The organism is Rhizobium sp. CB2179 (assembly GCF_057653455.1).
In genome coordinates this window covers 315599-332412 of the sequence record NZ_JBYGKR010000003.1, presented here as the reverse complement: position 1 = coordinate 332412, position 16814 = coordinate 315599, and the positions used below count along the sequence as shown (strand labels likewise).

The following is a 16814-nucleotide window of genomic DNA, read 5'->3' as shown; positions in this document are numbered from 1 at the left end:
AGGACAGTATCGGCTCTTCGTTTCGAAAGGATCCACGATGACACTCTCCGGCGACCTCCTCATCGGCGGCGCGAGCATGCGCGGCGCGGCCGCGACATTCTCCGCGATCAACCCAGCCAGCGGCAGCTCCATGGAGCCGAGCTTTGCGGGCGCGACCAGGGAGCAGGTCGAGCAAGCCGCGTCTTTGGCTTGGGACGCCTTCCCGGTCTACAAGGAAACATCGCTCGAGGATCGGGCCCGCTTCCTGGAAGCGATCGCGGAAGGAATTCTGGCCATCGGGGACGAACTCGTCCTGCGAGCAATCGACGAGACGGGACTGCCGCGCGGCCGCATCGAAGGAGAGCGCGCCCGAACGGTCGGACAGCTTCGGCTCTTCGCCAAGGAAGTCCGCGACGGCGTTTTCCAGGAACTGCGTTTCGATCCCGCCGACGCCGACCGCAAGCCGGTGGCGAAGCCTGATCTTCGGCTCCGCAACATCGCTCTCGGACCGGTCGTAGTGTTCGGGGCGTCGAACTTCCCCCTAGCCTTTTCCGTCGCTGGCGGCGACACTGCCTCCGCCCTCGCGGCCGGCTGTCCGGTGATCGTCAAGGCGCACTCCGCCCATCCCGGAACCTCTGCACTGGTTGGCAAGGCCGTCGTCGACGCCGTCGCTGCATGCGGGCTCCCGTCGGGGACTTTCGCGCTGTTGTTCGACGCAGGCTTCGAGGTCGGCCAGACCCTGGTCGCCGACCACCGGGTACGCGCAGTTGGCTTCACCGGCTCGCGCCGCGGCGGCACCGCGTTGATGAAGATCGCGTCGGAGCGGAAGCAGCCGATACCCGTCTACGCCGAAATGAGCAGCATCAACCCCGTAATCCTCTATCCAAACGCACTGCTGGGCCGGGGCGCGGAAATCGGGAGATCGTTCGCGGCTTCGCTGACCCTCGGCGCCGGTCAATTCTGCACGAATCCTGGTTTGATCATCGCCATCGAGGGAGCGGGCCTCGACGCTTTCATCGAGAGCGCAGCGGCGGCGTTGGCCGAAGCGCCGGCTCAGACCATGCTGACAGGCGGCATCTGCGAGGCGTATCGAAAGGGCGTGGCAAGGCTGTCGTCTTCACCGCCCGTCTCGCAGGTCTCTGCGGGGAAAAACGGAACGGCTCATCAAGCGTCTGCCGCGCTTTTCGAGACGACGGCGGCTGACTTTCTCGCCAATCCAGAGCTCCAGGAAGAGGTGTTCGGCGCGGCGGGGCTGATCGTTCGTTGCCACGACGACGACGACCTCCGTAAAGTGGTCGAATCCTTGGAAGGACAGTTGACGATCGCGCTACACGTGGATGCCAAGGACGTCGATGCGGCCTCGCAGATGATCCCGCAGTTGGAACTTCTCGCCGGCCGGCTCCTCGTCAACGGCTTCGGGACGGGCGTCGAAGTCTCCCCGGCGATGGTCCATGGCGGACCTTATCCGGCGACGTCGGACGGAAGATCGACGTCGGTCGGCACATTGGCGATCTATCGTTTCCTGCGCCCAGTCTCCTACCAGGACTTTCCGGTCGGCCTGCTTCCAGCCCCACTCAAGGATGTTAAGGCCGCCCCTCGCGCGTAGAAGATAAAAACTGGAGGGGGGCGGCTCACGCCCCCGCTCCTTGTCTTGCAGAGGTTAGACCTCTGAAGCCTTCGCAGCCATCGTGGCCTTCGCCCACCAGACCAGCTCGTCCAGCGCAGTCTTCGCCGATGGCAGGAGGTTTGCTTCGATCTCTTCGATCGGCTTGTTGCCGCCCATCGAGAAAACGGTGAAGAAGTCGCTGCCGCCGATATGAACGGCCGCATGCGTGGAAACCATCTGCAGCTCGACGCCGATTCCGCGAAGATGCTCAAGTGCGCGCGACCCGCCCGCGGTGCCGTAGGCGATCGCAGTGAACGGCTTGCGCGCCCATTCCACATAGGACTGGTCGAGGGCGTTCTTCAGCACGCCGGTGATCGAGCGATTGTATTCCGCGACAACGAAGATGTACCCGTCGTAGCGGGCGACGGTGTGCTGCCAACGAACGGCTTCGGCACTCTGGCTGGGTGCGTAGGCGTTCGACGCCACCTCGTCGAAGAACGGCAGGGGATGGTCACGCAGATCGACGATTTCGACGTCGATGTCGTCGCGGGCCTGAGCCTGCTTCAGTATCCACTGTGCGGGCTTGTCGGCGAAACGGGTCGGTCGGGTGGAGCCGATGATGATGGCGATCTTAGGTTTCGTAGGCATGGCATTCCTAATTTTATGTCGGGTTGATGATAATGACCCTCTGGGAGAGGATCAGTCGCTACTCAGGGCGTCTGCATAGGCATAAAGCCCAGGAGAACCTCCCGTCATGACGAACAGGACGTTCGATCCTGGCGCGATGACTTCGTTTTCGATATCGGACAGCAGGCCGGCAAAGGCTTTCCCTCCGTAGACGGGATCCAGAAGCAGGCCTTCAGAGCGGCCGACGAGCCTGATCGCTTCAATCATTTCGCACGTCGGCACGCCGTAGCCGCCACCGAGCTTCGCGCCGTCTATCGCCAGCTCCTCAGCTCGAATTCGGTCCTTCTTCCCGAGGAGGTCGAAGACCGCATTGACCTTCTCCACCGTCGCGGCGACGCATGTCTCCGCTGGCGAGAGCACGGTGTATGCTCTGATCCTGGAAGGATTTTTTCCGACCAGGGCATCTCCCACGGCCAGACCGGCGTGCATGCCGCCACTACCGTTCGGGATGACGACGTGGTCGAACGCGATGCCGATCTCAGTCGATTGCGCTGCGATTTCGAATGCGCAGTCGACGTAGCCCAGAGCTCCGACCGGCGTCGAACCGCCAAGCGTGCCCACGAAAGCCTTCCCTCCGGCCGCGGCGATCTCCGACGCGCGGGCCGTGGCGAACGCGCTCGCATCGTCGCCGGTGCCGAGGAGGTGGACGCGGGCGCCAAAGACCCGGTCCAACAAGACGTTGCCGTTGGCCTGGTAGATCTCGGTCCCGCGGGGCACCATTTGAGTCAGAACGACCTCGCATGCCAGTCCGGTTCTGGCGCAGGCGGCCGCGGCCAGACGGGCGAAATTTGACTGCACGCCGCCGGTTACGACGAGGGTATCGCAGCCTTTCGACCGGGCGTGGCCGATGAGGAATTCAAGCTTGCGGAGCTTGTTGCCCCCGCCCCCGAGTTCCATCAGATCGTCTCTCTTCGCCCAGATCGAGACGCCTCGTCGGCTCTCGCCGAGCACTTGCTCCAGACGATCCAGCCGCTGGATCGGCGTCGGTCCGTTCACCAGGCGTACGCGCGGAAACCGGTTCAAAAGATCCCAGTCGGACATCTCTGCCTCGCTTCTTGAGTGTTGTCGTACCGGTGTCAGGACGCTAGCGCCGGCGTCCGGTAGCGCGGGGCAGGAACGTTGCGAGAAAGGTTCGGCATCAGCTTCTGACGAGCCGCCTCGTATGCGTTCCAGTCGTCGATGTTGGGTACCGAAGGAAGGGTCATCAGTTCGCCCATGTCGAGACCGGCGAGTGCAGCATCGACCGCATCTTCGGCCTTCATGACGATCTGGTCGGGCAGGCGGTCGAGCGAGCCGCCCGATGCCTCCCAGAAAGGCGTCTCCACCGCGCCGGGAAGTACGGCCTGAATCCGGATGTTCTTTTCCGCCAGCTCCTTCTGCAGAGAGAACGTCAAAGCGATGACGAACGCCTTCGTTGCGCCGTAGACCCCGTTGAGGATTTCGGGGGCCACGCCCAACGCGGAGGCCATGTTGACGATCGTGCCGTGCTCACGTGCGACGAAGGACGGCGCGACGGCATAGACGAGACGAGTCAGAGCCGTCACGTTGATCGCAATCATTTTTTCCATCGCCTCGACGTCGGACATGAGCAACGGTTCGACCGCGCCGACCCCGGCATTGTTGACGAGCATGGTGATCGACGGGTCGCTCCGAAGGATTCCTTCAACCTTCAGCAGGTCGTCCCGTTGGCCAAGGTCGGCCCGGACGGTCTTTACGTTCCGACCGGTCGAACTTGCGATATCCTTGCTGATCCGGGCGAGCGCATCCTGGCTGCGCGCCACCAGTATCAGGTCGTAGCCGCGGCGGGCTAGCCTGTCGGCGTAGAGCGCGCCGATACCCGACGATCCACCGGTGATCAGCGCAGTGCCTCTTGGAAAGTTTGTCATTGTGGTTCTCCTTGATTGAGGTGAATTCGGAATGCTTGTCAGCGAAGCGTTCTGAACGCCGCACGCAGCTCCGATGCGAAAAGCTCCGGTTGCTCCCAGGCGGCGAAGTGCCCGCCCTTGTCGACTTTGCTGTAGTAGATGAGGTTGTGGTACGCCTTCTCGGCCCAGCTTTTCGGCGCCTGGTAGATCTCGCCGGGAAAGACGGTGATCGCGGCCGGAATCTTGATGTCGACGGCGTTGAAGTTGTTGGCGTTGTTCTCCCAGTAGAGCCGCGCGCCAGACGTGGCCGTCCCGGTGAACCAGTAGAGAGAGATGTCGTCGAGCATCTCGTCCTTGCTCAGCGACTTCTCCGGATCGCCGCCGCTATAGGTCCAGTCGGCGAACTTGTCGTAGTACCAGGCGGCGAGACCGACCGGTGAATCGGTCAACGCATAGCCCAGCGTCTGCGGCCGCGTGACCATCATCAAAGCGTAGCCCGCGCCCTTCGTGTACAGCGCGTTCATCTGCTCGTAGGCGGCCTTCTCGTCTTCGGAAAGCCCGGCCGGCGCGGGTTCGCCATCGGCGAGCGCCTTTGCAATGTCGGGCGGAACGGTCGCCGGCATGTTCGTGTGAATGCCGAGCAGTCCGTCCGGTGCCTGCGCCGCCATCTTGTCGGATACGACAGCGCCCCAGTCCCCGCCCTGCGACACATAACGGTCGTAGCCGAGCCGCTTCATCAGCACGTGCCACGCCCGCCCGATGCGGTCCGGGCCCCATCCGGTTTCGCTTGGGACTTCCGAGAAGCCGTAGCCGGGCATCGACGGTATGACGACGTGGAAGGCGTCCTCCGCGGCGCCGCCGTGCGCGGTCGGATCGGTGAGCGGCCCGATCGTCTTGACGAGTTCGAGCACCGATCCAGGCCAGCCGTGCGTCATGATCAGCGGCAGGGCGTCCGCGTGCTTGGACTTGACGTGAATGAAGTGAATGTCGAGGCCGTCGATCCTGGTCATGAACTGCGTATGCGCGTTTAGCTTCTTCTCGCCGCGCCGCCAGTCGTATTCCTTGCCCCAGTACTCCACGAGCGGCTTTAGCTTTTGAAGCTGCGCGCCTTGCGAACGGTCGGAAACCGTCTCCTTGCCAGGCCAACGTGTCGCACGGACACGGCGGCGCAGCTCATCGACCTCCTCCTGCGGGATTGCGCACTTGAAGGGGCGGATAGCATCGCCCTCCGTCGCCGCCCTGACGGGCTTGGGGAGAATGCTGAGTGCGGCGGTCGCGGCTGTGACTGCAAGCAGTTGGCGCCGCGTCGTCGATAGTGCGGTTCTCGTTTCTACTCTTGCTGACATGACGTCCTCCGTTGAAACTGAATGGTTGGAATGCGTCTTAGGGATCGTCCGGCAGGGCTGGCGAGGATATTGTTCGAAGGTATCGGCGATACCAATGGATCGGTTACCGACGTTGCTCGACGCATCGACACCTTGGGACAATGGACATCGGGGACAGCGACGGCGCATCGTGCCGATCGCGGTGAAAGTGACCGCGATTAACAGGGAGATCGAGATGGCTATCCAAGAACCCACCCCAACCAAATCCGCGCGCGCGGATCACATCGACATGAAGCTCGAAGTCGTCGTCATTCCCGTGTCCGACGTCGATCGCGCCAAGTCCTTCTACACCGGCCTTGGCTGGAGGCTCGACGCCGACGTCTCTGGCAAGGACGGTTTTCGCGTCGTGCAGGTGACCCCTCCAGGATCGCCTTGCTCCATGATTTTCGGATCGAATGTGGCGGCCGCCTCACCCGGTTCCGCTCAAGGCCTCCACTTGGTCGTTACCGACATCGAGATGGCGCACGCGGCTCTTGCCTCCCGCGGCGCCGAGATGAGCGGCGTCTTTCACGACGCCGGCGGCGTCTTCCATCACAAGGGTGCCGACCAGCGGCTGCCAGGACCACATCCCTCCCGGTCGAGCTACGGTTCTTTCGCCTCCTTCTCCGACCCGGACGGAAACGGCTGGCTCCTACAGGAAGTCACGGCGAGACTTCCTGGTCGCATCGACACCAAAGGTGCAGCGTTCACATCCGCGGGCGACCTCGCAGAGGCGCTGCGCAGGGCCGCGGCCGCCCATGGCGAGCATGAGAAGCGCGACGGCGGCAAGCACGACGAGGCGTGGCCAGAATGGTACGCCGACTATCTGGTCAAAGAGCAGTCTGGCCAAACCCTGCCGACGTGACCTCCTGAACGAAAGCCTGCGCCCCAGGCAACCATCTCCGCCCCGACCATTGCGCAAGAACGCCGGTCCTCTCGTGCCGGCGTTCCCGCTGGCTACCGGCGACACTCGTCCGTCGGCCTCGGTTGACGAGCACCGAGCCGGTACCGAGCTCATCACCGTGACTGGGAGGTTAGCTGGGAAGCGCGTCGCGGAGAACCGTCGCTTGCCTGCAGACAGCCAACCGCGTTTCGGCACAATTATTCGAGGCTTCCGGATTCGGCGGCGATGCGTCCAAGTTCCGAACGTAGACGCGGCACTGCAAAGTCGATGAAGGTTCGAACTTTCGGAACGGCTGCGCGTCCTTGAGGGGCCAGGATGTGAACTGGCAGCGCAGGTGGCTCCGCCTGATGAAGAACGACCCTGAGGCGACCGTCGCGGACATATTCTGCGACGTGATACGAATAGAGCCGGGTCACGCCCATTCCTTCGGCGGCCGATGCCGCAGCCGCTCGGACGCTGTTGACCAGATAGCGTGGGGTGAAGTGAACGGTTCTTGGGACGGAAGTGCCTTTGGCCGGCGCGAAGCTCCAGGATTCGAGGCCGAAGTTCGAGAAGGCGATCAAGTCGTGGCGGGAGAGATCGGACGGCTCAGTGATTGCGGCTCGACTGTCGAGATATTGCGGCGCGGCGACCACGACGCGGCGAACATCTCCGCCAATGCGCGTGGACATGTGGGTCGAGTCGGCGAGATTTCCGATCCTCAGGGCGACGTCCACTCCCTCGTCGACCAGGTTCACGAAGCGATCGAGCATCAAAAGCCGAACGGAGACGTTGGCGTTCTCAAGAAGGAAGCTGTCGAGGATCGGCCGGAGCACCTCTTCGCCCAGGATGGGCGGCGCCGAAATTGTCAGCGTTCCTCGCGGAGAGGATCGCTCTGAGCCGGCGATCATGTCCGCCTCCTCGAGATCGACAAGCACCCTGCGACATGCTTCGACATATCTCTGGCCCGCTTCGCTGAGCTTTAGACTCCTTGTCGTTCGGTGAAGGAGTTCCACGCCAACATGTTGCTCAAGCAGACCCAATGCCCGACTGATCGCAGTCGGGGACCGCTTCAGCCTACGAGCGGCGCCCGCCAGGCTTCCTTCTTCAACCGCAGTGACGAAGACCTTCATTGCATCGATACGATCCATTATCTGCTCCTGACCGCTTTAGGCGCCGGCGAGCCGCGCGAAGTTGCCGGTGACGGGCCATCTACCCAACAAGCAGGTGACGCGCGACCCTTCAGGCCCGATACCATCGTACAATGGACTTCCCCGCTGGACCGATCATTCTGTCCAGGCTTGCTAAGCGAGTTGATGATTTTATCGCCAAGCGCACATTTTGTGATACCATTTTTCGGGAAGTTGGCGACGACCTGGACAGCTCTTTGGGAGAGCACATGTACCGGATGACCTCCACGGTGACGACTTCGAACCTAGGCGATCAGGATCGACCGACAGTCTTCGTCGTTGATGACGACATCTCAGTGCGAGAATCGCTGGAGCTGCTGATTGGCTCCGCCGGGTGGCGACCCCTGCTTTTTGACTCCGCGCATAGTTTTCTCGAAGCACCGGTTCTGGCCTCTCCCTGCTGCCTGGTTCTTGACGTGAATATGCCAGGACTGAACGGCCTCGATCTCCAGAGCATGATTACGATAAGCCGGAGCAGGATGCCGATCATATTCGTGTCCGGTTTCGGCGACGTCCCGACGACCGTGAAAGCTCTCAAAGGAGGCGCGTTGGATTTCCTTACCAAACCGATCGAGACGGTTGCGTTCCTGGAGGCCGTGAGCTCGGCGTTGGAACAGAGCGCGGCCATGTTGCGTGACGAGAGCAACCTGCTTGCGCTGCAAGGGTGTTACGAGGCGCTTACCAAGCGCGAACGAGAGGTCATGGTGCGCGTGGTCAAAGGACTTCTCAACAAGCAAGTGGCATACGAGTTGGATATCAGCGAGATCACCGTCAAGGCGCATCGCGGCCAAGTCATGCGGAAGATGTGCGCCCGAACTCTTCCCGACCTCGTGAACATGGCCGCGCGCCTTCGGCTGGAGGAGCCACCCGAAATTCACTGAAGCGTAAAGCCTCGATCGGCGCGCGGCACAACTTGCTAGAACCCGGCGACAACGGCACAACCGATACCATAGGATAATATACGGCAGGTTGATTAAAACGCACGATATCCTGAGGGTGCAATCCCGCGAAAAGGATAGATATGAGCGTGGAACTCGTTCGGGTTCTGGAAGCGTTGCCAGGAATGGCTTTTACCGCCCTACCGGACGGCAGCATCGATTTCATGAACGCCAATTTGGTTGATTTCCTCGGGCTTGGCGAAGCGGTGACGGTTTGGCCATTAGCCGGCTCTCCCGCAGACCTGCGGAACACGAGACAGCAGTGGGACGCGCTGCTGTCCGGACGCGAGCCTTTCGAAATCACATTGCCTATAGGTCACCCCACCGCCGCGTTGCAGGAATTGCATGTTCGCTGCAAGCCATTGATCGAAAACGACCGGGTGGAGAGGTGGTACGGCTTGGCGACCGAGGGGGCGCACATTGCATCGCGACCAGAGATACGAGAGGGCGCCGCCGCGAAGGCATTGGATAATCAGACTATCTTGGAAAGTATTCCGGCCGGCATAGGAGTTCTCGATTCGAACGGAAACGTCGAGGCGATCAACGGCCACCTCCTGCAATACTATGGTCGGTCGCTTGATGAACTACGCTCCTGGGGTCGAAGTGATGTCGTCCATCCCGATGACATGCAGGGGTTAACCAAAGCCATTCAACAGGCGGTCGACAAAGGCACGGCCTACGAGGCCGAGGTACGGCTCCGGCGCGCCGACGGCGAATATCGATGGTTCCAAATCGTCGGTTATCCCCTCGCGGATGAAAACGGCGGCATCGCCCGCTGGTACGCGCTCCATATAGATGTCGATGATCGGCGGAAGGCCGAGGACGCGCTACGATCCAACGAACTGGAGCTTCGGAACATCGTCAACGCGATGCCACTCACCGTGTGGACGAGCCGCCCCGATGGCTACTGCGACTTCGTCAACGATAGATGGCTGGAGTATGCAGGATTGAATGCCGAACAAGCAGAAGGTTCCGGTTGGGAATCCGTCGTTCACCCGGAGGATGCGAGCCATCTCGCAAAGTCCTGGAACGCTTCTCTCGCTTCGGGTCGTCCTGCTGATTTCGAAGCAAGAATGCGTGGAGCCGATGGCGGATACAGGTGGTTTCTCTTTCGCGCGACGCCGCTCCTGGGTGAAGACGGCAAGATCATCAAGTGGTACGGCACCCACATCGACATCGAAGACCGGAAGCGCGCGGAACGAGCGCTGGCCGAACGAGAGCGTGAGTCTCGTTTGATCGTCGACGGCATCGCAGGAATGATAGCAATCTTCTCGCCAGACGCCCAGTTGATCGACGGCAATCAGCAGATCCTCGACTATTTCGAGCGTCCGCTGTCGGAATTGAATGACTGGTCGAGCAACGGTATCACGCACCCCGACGATCTGCAGACCTGCATCGATAGCTTCATGGGCTCCATCGCCACGGGAGAACCATACGATTACGAAACCCGCTTTCTCCGGCACGACGGCACGTGGAGATGGTTCCAGCTTCGGGGGCTCCCCCTTCGCGACGCCGAAGGCGAGATCGTCCGGTGGTATGGACTATTGACGGATATTGACCACCGAAAGCGAGCCGAGGAGAAGCTGCGCAGAAGCGAGGCGTTTCTAGCGGACGCCCAACGCCTCAGCAAGACAGGGAGCTTCTTGCTTAATCTTGGCACAAGCGAAGTCACCTGGTCAGCGGAAACCTATCGTATCTTCGAAGTCGATCCGACGACGCCGGTGACGCTCGACATCGTCCTGTCCCGTCTGGATCCTGATAGTCTAGCTACCGTGGAGCAGGTTATCGATCAAGCCAACAGAGGGGCCGGCGACTTCGACTACGACATAACCCTGATAACGCCGAGCCACTCGCCAAAATACGTACGGGTGCTTGCGCATAGTGAGCGGAACAGGGATGGGGATCAGGAATTGATCGGCGCCGTGCAGGACGTTACCGAGAGCCGGAAGGCGGAAGATGCGCTCAATCGGGCGCGATCAGAACTGTCCTACGTAACTCGCGTTACGAGCCTCGGCGTGTTGACCGCGTCAATTGCTCACGAGGTGAATCAACCGCTAGCTGGCCTGGTGACCAATGCGGAGACTTGTCTGCGAGTTCTGGCTTCGAATCCTCCAAATCTCGATATCGCGAAGGACACGGCACGGCGAACGATCCGCGACGCCAACCGCGCTGCCGACGTGATCGCCCGTCTTTGGGAATTGTTTAGCCGCAAACCGCCGAACCTCGAGGCAGTCGACGTTAATGAGATTGCCGAGGAAGTCATCGCACTGATATCGAGCGATCTGCAGCATGCGAAAACGTCATTGACGGCCGACTTCGCAAACGATTTGCCGCGCGTGACCGGCGCTCGGGTGCAGCTTCAGCAAGTTATCATGAACCTCCTTCGAAATTCGATCGAGGCGATGCCGGCCGCGGGAGATCGGCCGCGACGAATTCGTTTGAAGACAGAGGGAGGCCTTCGAGAAATCCGGCTCTACATCGAGGATACCGGCGTAGGCTTTGACCCCCAGGGGGTGGACCGAATTTACGACGCTTTTTACACGACGAAGCCAGACGGCATGGGAATCGGCCTCTCTGTCAGTCGTTCGATTATTGAGAATCATCATGGCCGGCTGTGGGCCGAACCAAACGCTGACCATGGTGCTACCGTAGGATTTTCGGTCCCGACGTCTGCGAGCGGCGATGGGGAAAGTATCGGTCCGTCAGCGGTCCAGACGGCAAGTGACATGCAGAGGAATTTATGACTAGCCGCAAAAGACATGTCTCGGTCGTCGACGACGACGAATCCGTCCGAGAAGCCCTCCCAGATCTTCTCCGCTCGTTCGGTTTGTCCGTGGAAGCTTTTTCGTCCGCTGAGGCGTTTTTGAATTCTAAGTCGTTACAAACCAGCGACGGCATGATTCTTGACGTGGCAATGCCTGGCATGACCGGGCCGGAGCTTCAGCAGGAACTCGACCGGAGAGGCCGACGGATTTCAATCATTTTCATAACGGCGATCAAGGATGAGGACGTGCGGTCGAGGTTGATACGTGAGGGGGCTTGCGACTGTCTGTTCAAGCCCTTCAGCGCCGACGACCTTCAGGATGCGTTGCGGCTCGCATCATTGATAGACTGATATAGAGGGGCTGGCGCGGACGTAGGATGCCCCGCAATCCGGCATACGCGTAGGTACTAAAGTGTCTAGTGCCGCGCAGTAGCCGTCAAAGGATCGATATTGTAGGCTCTCGCCCGGAAAGTGGGCTTTGAGTGGGCGATGGGGATAAACGTCTTTCGATTCTTCGATGCGCTGCCCGGCATGGCATGGACCATGCTGGAGGATGGCCAAGTCGATTTCGTCAACCGAAGCTGGGTAGAGTTCACGGGGCTGCGACCGGCGTCCGGAGAGTCTTGGCGCTGGGAGGATGCGGTGCACCCGGCCGACGTTGGCGCGGTCACCGCCCATCTGCAGAGCGTTAGGCACGCAGAGACACAGGGAACGATCGAAGCGCGGCTTCGGAACGCTGCAGGCGAATTTCACCATTTCCTTATCCAGTGGGCACCTTTGGAAGACGTTCCCCACGGCGTAGTGAAGTGGTGCGGGGTAGCGACCGATATTGAACCCGTCGTTCAAAAACGGGAAAGGTCACAGGCCGCACTCGATTTCCAGCTCGTCGTCGATAGCATCCCGATACCCGTGGCCGTGACAACACCTGCTGGGGAAGTCGAAGGCCTCAACCAACTGACCCTCTCCTATTTTGGGCTAAGCCTCTCGGATCTAAAGGACTGGAAGGCTTCGGAGGTCGTGCACCCGGATGACTTGAAGGAAACCATCGAAGCCCAGATCGCCGCTCACATGGCGGGCACGTCTTATAACGTTGAGAGCCGCCATCTTCGCGCCGACGGCATGTATCGGTGGCACAATGTACTTGGTCTACCGCTGCGGGACCAGTCGGGTGCGATTCAGCGGTGGCTGCATCTTTTGATAGACATCGATGACCGAAAACGTGCCGAGGTAGCTCTTGCAAACAGTGAACGAGAGTCTCGCTTGATTGTCGGCACTATCGCAGGAATGGTCGCGCTCTTTACGCCCGAAGGTCAGTTGAATGGCGCAAATCAACAGCTTCTTGACTACTTTCAACTGCCCCTCGAGGATGTTGCGAACTGGGCGACCAACGGCATTACACATCCCGACGACCTGCAGCACTGTGTCGAGACATTTACGGCGTCGCTTAAAACGGGAGAGCCGTATGACTACGAGACGCGCTTCCGTCGCCATGATGGCGAATTTCGCTGGTTCCAGCTCCGCGGTCACCCGGTCAAAGATGATAGTGGCACGGTCGTTCGCTGGTATGGCCTACTGACTGATATCGATGATCGACGCAAGGCGGTGGAGGCATTGCGCGAGCGCGAAATTGAGCTGCAATTGATCGTAAACTCGATTCCAGGCCTGATCATTGTGCTCCGGCCCGACGGGGCTGTGGAGAGCGTGAACGATCAGTCCTTGCGATATTTCGGCTATGATTTCAACGAGCATCAAAAGTGGCAGACCAACGATATCATTCATCCTGACGATCGTGACCGGGGCGTGGCCAGGTTCGCCGAGGCGGTCGTCTCTGGTCAATCGTACGAGGTAGTGGAAAGGCTCCGTCGGCACGACGGGGTATATCGCTGGTTCCAAGTGCGGGGCACTCCCGTGCGCGACCACGAGGGCCTCGTTGTCCGATGGTACTTCCTGCTGAATGATATCGACGACCGCAAGCACGCCGAAGTGGCGCTTGCAAACAGCGAGAGGGAATTCCGCCATATCGTCAACATGGTTCCGGGCATGATCATACTTTCGCAGCCTGATGGAACCCTCGACGGGAGCAACCAACAGCTACTGGACTACTTCGGAATCTCTCTCGACGAGGTGCAAGACTGGTCAACGAACGGCATAACTCACCCCGATGACGTGCAAGTCAATATCGATACCTTCCTGGGCGCACTCAAGAGCGGCAATCCTTACGACTACCAAAGCCGTTATCGAAGACACGACGGTGTGTTCCGATGGTTCCAGGTACGAGGACAGCCACTCCGTGACGCAGAGGGCAAGATCGTCCGATGGTATGGACTACTGACTGACATCGACGATCGCAAGCAGGCCGAGGATGAACTGCGTAGAAGTCAGGCCCTGCTCGTTGCAGGCCAACGCTTGATCAGGACGGGCACGTTCTCCTGGCATGTCGAAACCGACGAGCTGATATTGTCTGACGAATGGCTTCGAATCCTTGAATTCGAAAAGGACGAAGTCGTGACGTTTGACCGGATAACGGAGCGGATCCACCCGGACGACGTTGCGCTCTTTGCCGGGAAGATCGGCGCCGTACGCGAAGGCGACGAGGACTCGGAATACGAGGTCCGCGTTCTCGCCCGCAACGGCGACATAAAGTACGTTCGCGTCATCGGCGAGGTTATAATTCACCGGAATGGAAATCGGGAATGCCTTGGAGCGATCCAGGACGTGACACAAAGGCGCTTGACGGAGGAAGCGCGCGATCGGTTGCGCACAGAGCTTGCGCGAGTGACCAGCATCCTCAGCCTCGGCCAGATGTCGGCGGCGATCGCGCACGAGGTGAACCAGCCACTGTCAGGCATCATCACGAACGCGAACACCTGTCTGCGGATGCTTGCAGCCACACCGCCCGACATAGAAACGGCCCTTCAGACGGCGCGGCGCACGATCAGGGACGGCAATCGTGCCACCGAGGTAATCGCCAGACTGCGGGCGTTATTCAGTAAGCGCAACATCGAATTCGAAGACGTCGATATAAACGAGGCGGTGAGTGAGGTAGTCGCCTTGTCTGCAGGTGATCAGAGACGCAACGGCGTCGCTATTCGAACGCACTTCGCCACCTCCCTTCCCCCCGTCAACGGCGACCGAGTCCAACTTCAACAAGTGATCAACAACTTGCTTCGCAACGCCATTGACGCGGTATCTGGCGTGAAGGATCGGCTGAGATTAGTCGAGATCCGAACCCAGCTCGGCGGTGATGGGCAGATAAGCGTCGCGGTTAGCGACAATGGAATTGGTCTCGACCCAGACGGAGGGACGCGGATCTTCGAAGCCTTCTACACGACGAAGAACAATGGGATGGGGATCGGTCTTTCAGTCTGTCGTTCCATCATCGAGAGTCATGGTGGTCGCCTTTGGGCTGAGCCTAACCAGGGGCCGGGCGTCACCATGCACTTCTCCGTACCGTCGGCCGAAGAGGCAAGCATCACGGCAGCCTCGCACTGAAAACCTGGCCCGTTGCTCAGCTCAGGCACTAGCTGTGATCCTGTCCATCGCCGCACGGCAGTCGAGCGGTCGGAGGAACCACCCGATACCAAGGTGTCGGCCATACCTTGGTCCAATTGTTGCAGAACTCCTTCACTGCGAATTTCCTCCTCGTCAAATAACAGCTCACGAGCAAGGAGGACGCCATGTCCCGAGTAGAGCCAAAAGTCACCCGTCGAACACTGCTTACGATCGCCGCGTCCGCCAGCGCCATCGGAGTCTTTCCCAAAGCGTTCGCAGCGACCGGTACCGAATCCGGGCTGCGACCCTTCAAGTTCACCGCGTCCAAGGATCAGCTCGCCGATCTCAATCGACGCGTTGCCGCCACCCGCTGGCCGGACGAGGAAAACGTCACAGACGACGGCCAGGGCGTCAGGCTCGACACGATTAAGTGTGATTAGGCATGGAATAAGGACCCCGCATTTGGGGTGATCGGCGTCCAAACGGGACCCCCATCTGCGATGGGGTTACAACAGCCTCCGGTTTCATCGGAGGCTTTTTATTTGGATGCTTGTTGTGGAGACAATTCTAAAGATACGTCGACTTTCCCGTGTGCAGGGCAAGTCGATCAAGGCGATCTGCCGGGAGCTTGGCATATCGCGGAAAGTGGTGCGGAAGGTTCTGCGCAGCGATGAGACGGAGTTCAAATATGAGCGGACCCGTCAACCTCAGCCGAAGCTCGGCCCCTGGCGCGATCAGCTCGATGGAATGCTGCTCGCCAATGAGGCCAAATCCTCTCGCGAACGGCTGACACTGATCCGGATATTCGAGGACTTGCGCGACCTCGGCTACGAGGGCGGTTACGACACAGTCCGGCGCTACGCCCGAACCTGGGCGAAGGAACGCGGCTCCGTAACGGCGGAAGCCTACGTGCCGCTCTATTATGCGCCGGGCGAGGCTTACCAGTTTGACTGGAGCCACGAGATCGTCGTGCTGAACGGCGTGACGACGACGGTAAAGGTGGCGCATGTCCGGCTCTGTCACAGCCGGATGATGTATGTGAGAGCCTATCCGCGCGAGACGCAGGAGATGGTCTTCGATGCCCATGACCGGGCATTCGCGTTCTTCGGCGGGGCCTGCACGCGCGGCATCTACGATAACATGAAGACCGCGGTGGAGACGGTCTTCGTCGGCAAGGAACGGCAGTACAATCGCCGCTTCCTGCAGATGTGCAGCCATTACCTGATCGAGCCGGTGGCCTGCACGCCGGCGTCGGGGTGGGAGAAGGGCCAGGTCGAGAACCAGGTCAATCTGGTGCGGGAACGCTTCTTCACGCCGCGGCTGCGCTTCAAATCCTACGATGAGCTGAATGGCTGGTTGCTGGACAAGTGCATCAGCTATGCCCGCGCCCATAAGCATGTCGATCAAACGGAGCGCACGATCTGGGAGGTGTTCGATGCGGAACGGCCGCACCTGGTCGGCTATCCCGGCAAGTTCGACGGCTTCCACGCAGTGCAGGCCTCGATCGGCAAGACCTGCCTCGTGCGTTTCGACAACAACAAATACTCGGTGCTGTCCACGGCAGTCGGCCGCCCGGCCGAGATACATGCCTATGCCGATCGCATCGTCATCCGGCAGGATGGCGTGGAGATCGGCCAACACGATCGCTGCTTCGGCCGTGGCGAGACGATCTATAATCCCTGGCATTACGTGCCGGTCCTGACCCGCAAACCGGGAGCGCTGCGCAACGGTGCGCCATTCCACGACTGGGTTTTGCCCGCCGCCATGGAGAAGGTGCGCCGCCGGCTGAAGGCCATGCATGACGGCGACCGGCAGATGGTGTCGATCCTCGAATGTGTGGGCCTGGACGGACTCCCCGCCGTCGAAGCGGCCTGCCAGGAGGCGCTCGATCAGGGCGTATTCTCGGCTGCCGTCATCATCAACATCCTGGCCCGCAAGCGTGATCCGCAGCCGGCCGCCATCCTTTCCATTCCCGACGCGCTTCGCCTGACCCACGAGCCTCTGGCCGATTGCGCCCGTTACGACAGCCTTAGGAGGGCAAGCTGA

Annotated in this window: 13 protein-coding genes; 8 read left to right on the top strand and 5 right to left on the bottom strand. The window is 60.4% G+C overall.

The features are described from left to right. The first annotated feature begins 37 nt into the window (after positions 1 to 37). Complete coding sequence (locus AC244Q_RS30050; protein ID WP_012763361.1) at positions 38 to 1585, top strand: aldehyde dehydrogenase (NADP(+)); 1548 nt, start codon at positions 38 to 40, stop codon at positions 1583 to 1585. 54 nt (positions 1586 to 1639) lie between these two features. On the opposite strand, the gene AC244Q_RS30045 is transcribed toward AC244Q_RS30050, so the two are convergent. Genes AC244Q_RS30045 through AC244Q_RS30030 form a run of 4 tightly spaced genes read right to left on the bottom strand, consistent with a single transcriptional unit; the run spans position 1640 to position 5483 of the window. After that, a complete protein-coding gene (locus AC244Q_RS30045) occupies positions 1640 to 2233 on the bottom strand; it encodes an NADPH-dependent FMN reductase (protein WP_017996547.1) in 594 nt (197 codons plus the stop codon). A 51-nt stretch (positions 2234 to 2284) separates the two neighbouring features. After that, positions 2285 to 3313, bottom strand: a complete 1029-nt coding sequence (locus AC244Q_RS30040) for a D-cysteine desulfhydrase family protein (RefSeq protein ID WP_128407878.1) — start codon at positions 3311 to 3313, stop codon at positions 2285 to 2287. A 35-nt stretch (positions 3314 to 3348) separates the two neighbouring features. After that, positions 3349 to 4158, bottom strand: a complete 810-nt coding sequence (locus AC244Q_RS30035) for an SDR family NAD(P)-dependent oxidoreductase (protein ID WP_012763364.1) — start codon at positions 4156 to 4158, stop codon at positions 3349 to 3351. Between the two features lie 38 nt (positions 4159 to 4196). After that, entirely contained in the window at positions 4197 to 5483 is a 1287-nt protein-coding gene (locus AC244Q_RS30030) for an epoxide hydrolase family protein (protein ID WP_128438599.1), read from the bottom strand. Positions 5484 to 5697: 214 nt separating this feature from the next. Between AC244Q_RS30030 and AC244Q_RS30025 the strand changes: the two genes are divergently transcribed. Continuing rightward, positions 5698 to 6366: a VOC family protein gene (locus tag AC244Q_RS30025; RefSeq protein ID WP_017996549.1), complete on the top strand. Its 669-nt coding sequence runs from the start codon at positions 5698 to 5700 to the stop codon at positions 6364 to 6366. 236 nt (positions 6367 to 6602) lie between these two features. Here AC244Q_RS30025 and AC244Q_RS30020 read toward each other — a convergent pair whose 3' ends face one another. After that, positions 6603 to 7535 carry a LysR family transcriptional regulator gene (locus AC244Q_RS30020; RefSeq protein WP_017996550.1) on the bottom strand — a complete coding sequence of 311 codons (933 nt, stop codon included), beginning with the start codon at positions 7533 to 7535 and terminating at the stop codon, positions 6603 to 6605. Positions 7536 to 7783: 248 nt separating this feature from the next. Here AC244Q_RS30020 and AC244Q_RS30015 point away from each other — a divergent pair, with 248 nt between their 5' ends. From AC244Q_RS30015 to istA, 6 genes are all read left to right on the top strand, one after another. Next, complete coding sequence (locus tag AC244Q_RS30015) at positions 7784 to 8455, top strand: response regulator transcription factor (protein ID WP_012763368.1); 672 nt, start codon at positions 7784 to 7786, stop codon at positions 8453 to 8455. A 140-nt stretch (positions 8456 to 8595) separates the two neighbouring features. Continuing rightward, entirely contained in the window at positions 8596 to 11256 is a 2661-nt protein-coding gene (locus AC244Q_RS30010) for a PAS domain-containing sensor histidine kinase (protein ID WP_128408061.1), read from the top strand. Beyond that, positions 11253 to 11627: a response regulator gene (locus AC244Q_RS30005; RefSeq protein WP_012763370.1), complete on the top strand. Its 375-nt coding sequence runs from the start codon at positions 11253 to 11255 to the stop codon at positions 11625 to 11627. Before AC244Q_RS30010 ends, AC244Q_RS30005 begins: the two co-directional genes overlap by 4 nt. Before the next feature lie 138 nt (positions 11628 to 11765). After that, on the top strand, positions 11766 to 14768 hold the full coding sequence (locus AC244Q_RS30000) for a PAS domain-containing protein (RefSeq protein WP_128408060.1): 3003 nt from the start codon (positions 11766 to 11768) through the stop codon (positions 14766 to 14768). Positions 14769 to 14953: 185 nt separating this feature from the next. Beyond that, on the top strand, positions 14954 to 15208 hold the full coding sequence (locus tag AC244Q_RS29995) for an epoxide hydrolase N-terminal domain-containing protein (RefSeq protein ID WP_487764162.1): 255 nt from the start codon (positions 14954 to 14956) through the stop codon (positions 15206 to 15208). Between the two features lie 106 nt (positions 15209 to 15314). Next, entirely contained in the window at positions 15315 to 16814 is a 1500-nt protein-coding gene (gene istA / locus AC244Q_RS29990) for an IS21 family transposase (protein WP_113341084.1), read from the top strand.

Bases quoted from the DNA above. Each gene is read 5' to 3' on its own strand.
- AC244Q_RS30005 (WP_012763370.1), top strand. From the start codon at position 11,253: ATGACTAGCCGCAAAAGACATGTCTCGGTCGTCGACGACGACGAATCC.
- AC244Q_RS30050 (WP_012763361.1), top strand. From the start codon at position 38: ATGACACTCTCCGGCGACCTCCTCATCGGCGGCGCGAGCATGCGCGGC.
- AC244Q_RS30010 (WP_128408061.1), top strand. From the start codon at position 8,596: ATGAGCGTGGAACTCGTTCGGGTTCTGGAAGCGTTGCCAGGAATGGCT.
- AC244Q_RS30000 (WP_128408060.1), top strand. From the start codon at position 11,766: ATGGGGATAAACGTCTTTCGATTCTTCGATGCGCTGCCCGGCATGGCA.
- AC244Q_RS30025 (WP_017996549.1), top strand. From the start codon at position 5,698: ATGGCTATCCAAGAACCCACCCCAACCAAATCCGCGCGCGCGGATCAC.
- AC244Q_RS30020 (WP_017996550.1), bottom strand. From the start codon at position 7,535: ATGGATCGTATCGATGCAATGAAGGTCTTCGTCACTGCGGTTGAAGAA.
- AC244Q_RS30015 (WP_012763368.1), top strand. From the start codon at position 7,784: ATGTACCGGATGACCTCCACGGTGACGACTTCGAACCTAGGCGATCAG.
- AC244Q_RS30035 (WP_012763364.1), bottom strand. From the start codon at position 4,158: ATGACAAACTTTCCAAGAGGCACTGCGCTGATCACCGGTGGATCGTCG.
- AC244Q_RS30040 (WP_128407878.1), bottom strand. From the start codon at position 3,313: ATGTCCGACTGGGATCTTTTGAACCGGTTTCCGCGCGTACGCCTGGTG.
- AC244Q_RS30030 (WP_128438599.1), bottom strand. From the start codon at position 5,483: ATGTCAGCAAGAGTAGAAACGAGAACCGCACTATCGACGACGCGGCGC.
- istA (WP_113341084.1), top strand. From the start codon at position 15,315: ATGCTTGTTGTGGAGACAATTCTAAAGATACGTCGACTTTCCCGTGTG.
- AC244Q_RS30045 (WP_017996547.1), bottom strand. From the start codon at position 2,233: ATGCCTACGAAACCTAAGATCGCCATCATCATCGGCTCCACCCGACCG.
- AC244Q_RS29995 (WP_487764162.1), top strand. From the start codon at position 14,954: ATGTCCCGAGTAGAGCCAAAAGTCACCCGTCGAACACTGCTTACGATC.